Origin of the sequence: Streptomyces katrae (genome assembly GCF_000966975.1) — a bacterium.
Taxonomy (GTDB): domain Bacteria; phylum Actinomycetota; class Actinomycetes; order Streptomycetales; family Streptomycetaceae; genus Streptomyces; species Streptomyces katrae.
Map to the genome: position 1 here is coordinate 1 of NZ_JZWV01001442.1, position 2,919 is coordinate 2,919.

Annotated in this window: 2 protein-coding genes; one reads left to right on the forward strand and one right to left on the reverse strand. The window is 75.8% G+C overall.

What is annotated here, in order from left to right; genetic code table 11:
• Window positions 1-672, reverse strand: a 672-nt coding sequence (locus tag VR44_RS38155) for an FHA domain-containing protein (protein ID WP_045952271.1), incomplete at its 3' end; no start/stop codon positions are given.
• Between the two features lie 468 nt (window positions 673-1,140).
• On the opposite strand from VR44_RS38155, the gene VR44_RS38160 reads away from it, so the two are divergent.
• A partial coding sequence (locus tag VR44_RS38160; protein WP_045952272.1) for a serine/threonine-protein kinase occupies window positions 1,141-2,919 on the forward strand: 1,779 nt, incomplete at its 3' end.

The following is a 2,919-nucleotide window of genomic DNA, read 5'->3' on the forward strand; positions in this document are numbered from 1 at the left end:
CCCCGTGCCGCCACCGGAGGCGTCCGTCAGGGCGAGGTGGCCCTCCAGGTCCGGGACGACCCGGAGGCGGGGGCCGGCGCCCGTGGCGAGGCGGAGGGTGGATTCGCCGATCCGCAGCAGCGCCCCCGGCGGCAGCGGGACCGCCCGGACCCCCACCGGCGTGCCGTCCAGCGTCGTGCCGTTCGTCGAGCCGAGGTCGGCCACGGCCACCCGCCCGTCCGGCATCACGGTCACCGTGCAGTGCAGCCGCGACACGTCCGGGTCGTCCAGCGGGACGTCCGCGTCCGCCGAGCGCCCGATCCGCACCGATCCGGGGTGCAGCAGGTGCACGCCGCCCGCGTCGGGGCCCGCCACCACCTGCAGCTGCGGGGCGCCGAGCCCGTCGTCGCCCAGCGCGTCCGCTTCCGGGGCCGGGACGTGCAGCGTCAGCACGGCCCCGTCCACCAGCGGGGGCTCGCCCAGCACCGTGCGCTGGAGGTCGAGCCGGCGCGACCCCGCGTACAGCACCACCGTGCCACCGGTGTCGGGGCCGCCGACGGTCGCCGCGAGCCCGGAGGCCACGGCGGCCAGCGCGGTCCCGGCGGGGGCGGTGACGAGCACGTCACAGCCGGCGGGCGCGGTGGCGGCCTGGTGGCCGCCGCGCGACCCGAGGACGGTCAGCCGGATCTGCATCGCCGTCAGCGGTCCCTTCTGCGCGGAGCGCAGTGCGCGGTGCGGGGCGCCCGGCGGGAGGAGCGGCGGGACATGTCTGCCCGGTCAACCCCCCGCCCGGCACGGACGCTTCGTCCGTTCAGGTCAGCCGGAAGGCAGGGCTCCCGTCCCGGCCGTTCCGTACGGGTGCATCCTCGCACCTGTCACCCGCAACACGCCCGGCACCCAGCCAGAAATGATCTTGATTGACGAGGGCCGCCCACCCCCGCCGCAACGATCAGGCCACCCGATCGGGCGAACGACGAGGTAATTCCGGGGAAAAGGACCTCCGGCATACGCCGCAAAACTCACCCTTCGCACAAATGTGCGGCAACCAACCTCCCTCGACCCGCGTCCTCCATCGAGACACCCCCTAGAGTTGGCCCGGAAACCCACCGGGACCCCGAAGGGGCCCCACGACAGCAGGACGACAGCAGGGGAGCGCGAGACGTGCGGCCAGTCGGCAGCAAGTACCTGCTCGAGGAGCCGCTCGGACGCGGCGCCACGGGCACCGTCTGGCGTGCCCGCCAGCGCGAGACGGCCGGCGCGGAGGCGGCCGTCGCAGGCCAGCCCGGCGAGACCGTGGCCATCAAGGTCCTCAAGGAGGAGCTGGCCCAGGACGCCGACATCGTCATGCGCTTCCTGCGCGAGCGCTCCGTCCTGCTCCGCCTGACGCACCCCAACATCGTCCGCACCCGCGACCTCGTGGTCGAGGGCGACCTCCTCGCCCTCGTCATGGACCTGATCGACGGCCCGGACCTGCACAAGTACATCCGGCAGAACGGCCCCTTCAGCCCGGTCGCCGCGGCCCTGCTCACCGCCCAGATCGCGGACGCCCTCGCCGCCAGCCACGCCGACGGCGTCGTCCACCGCGACCTGAAGCCGGCCAACGTCCTGCTCGACGAGAGCAACGGCCAGATGAAGCCGATGCTCACCGACTTCGGCATCGCCCGCCTCGCCGACTCCCCGGGCCTCACCCGCACCCACGAGTTCGTCGGCACCCCCTCCTACGTCGCCCCCGAGTCCGCCGAGGGCCGCCCCCAGACCTCCGCCGTCGACATCTACGGCGCCGGCATCCTGCTGTACGAGCTCCTCACCGGCCGCCCGCCCTTCGCCGGCGGCACCGCGCTGGAGGTGCTCCACCGCCACCTCAGCGAGGACCCGCAGCGGCCCCCGTCCGTGCCCGAGGCGCTGTGGATCGTCATCGAGCGCTGCCTGCGCAAGGAGCCCGGCGAGCGCCCGAGCGCCGAGAACCTGGCCCGCGGCCTGCGCGTGGTCGCCGCCGGCATCCGCGTGCACTCCTCGCCCGACGAGGTCGAGGCCGCCCTCGGCGTCGGCGCGCTGCTCGCGCCCGACCCCTCCCCGGCGCCGGTCCCGACCACCGCCCCCCAGTTCCCCGGGAGCGCGGCGCCGACCCAGGTGACGCCCGTCGCGGCGGCGGAGGAGTACGACCCGAACGCCATGACCAGCGTCCTGCCGCCGGTCGACGGAGCGGACGCCACCACCGTGCTGCCGCCCGTCGCCGGCGGGCCGGGCGCGGGCGGCGGGCCGGGCGCCCCCGACCCGACCTCCGTCATGCCGCCCGTGCAGCGTCCCGACGCCCCGCACCCGTGGCAGTCGCAGATGCGTGCCGCGCGGGACCGCAACGAGCAGACGCAGATGCACTACCTCGACCCGAGCGAGGACCCCCTGCGCCGGCGCCCGCAGCGGCAGGCGCCGCCGCCCCCGCAGCACCAGCCGCACCAGAACCAGCCGCAGCAGCACCAGCAGCCGCCGCAGTACCGCCCGGCCCCGCCGCCGCAGCAGCAGTACCAGCAGCCGCCCCAGTACGCCCCGCAGCCCCAGCCGTACCAGCAGCCGCAGGCGTACCAGCCCCCGCAGCCGCCGCAGCAGCAGGCGCCGTACCGGCAGCAGCCGCAGCCGCCGGTGCAGCAGCCCCCGCAGCAGCGCCCGCCCCGGCAGCAGCCCCCGCGCGAGCCGCGCCCGCCGCGCGAACCCCGCCGCCGCAGCGCCAACCCGGTCCGGATCCCGGGCCTGGGCTGCCTCAAGGGCTGCCTCGTCCTGATCCTGCTGCTCTTCGTGGGCGGCTGGCTGATCTGGGAGCTGACCCCGCTCCAGGAGTGGGTCGGCACCGGCAAGGGCTGGTGGGACCAGGTGTGGAGCTGGGGCAGCGACGCCGTCGACTTCATCGGCTCGATCGGCGACAAGACGAACGGCGGCGCCGGCGGC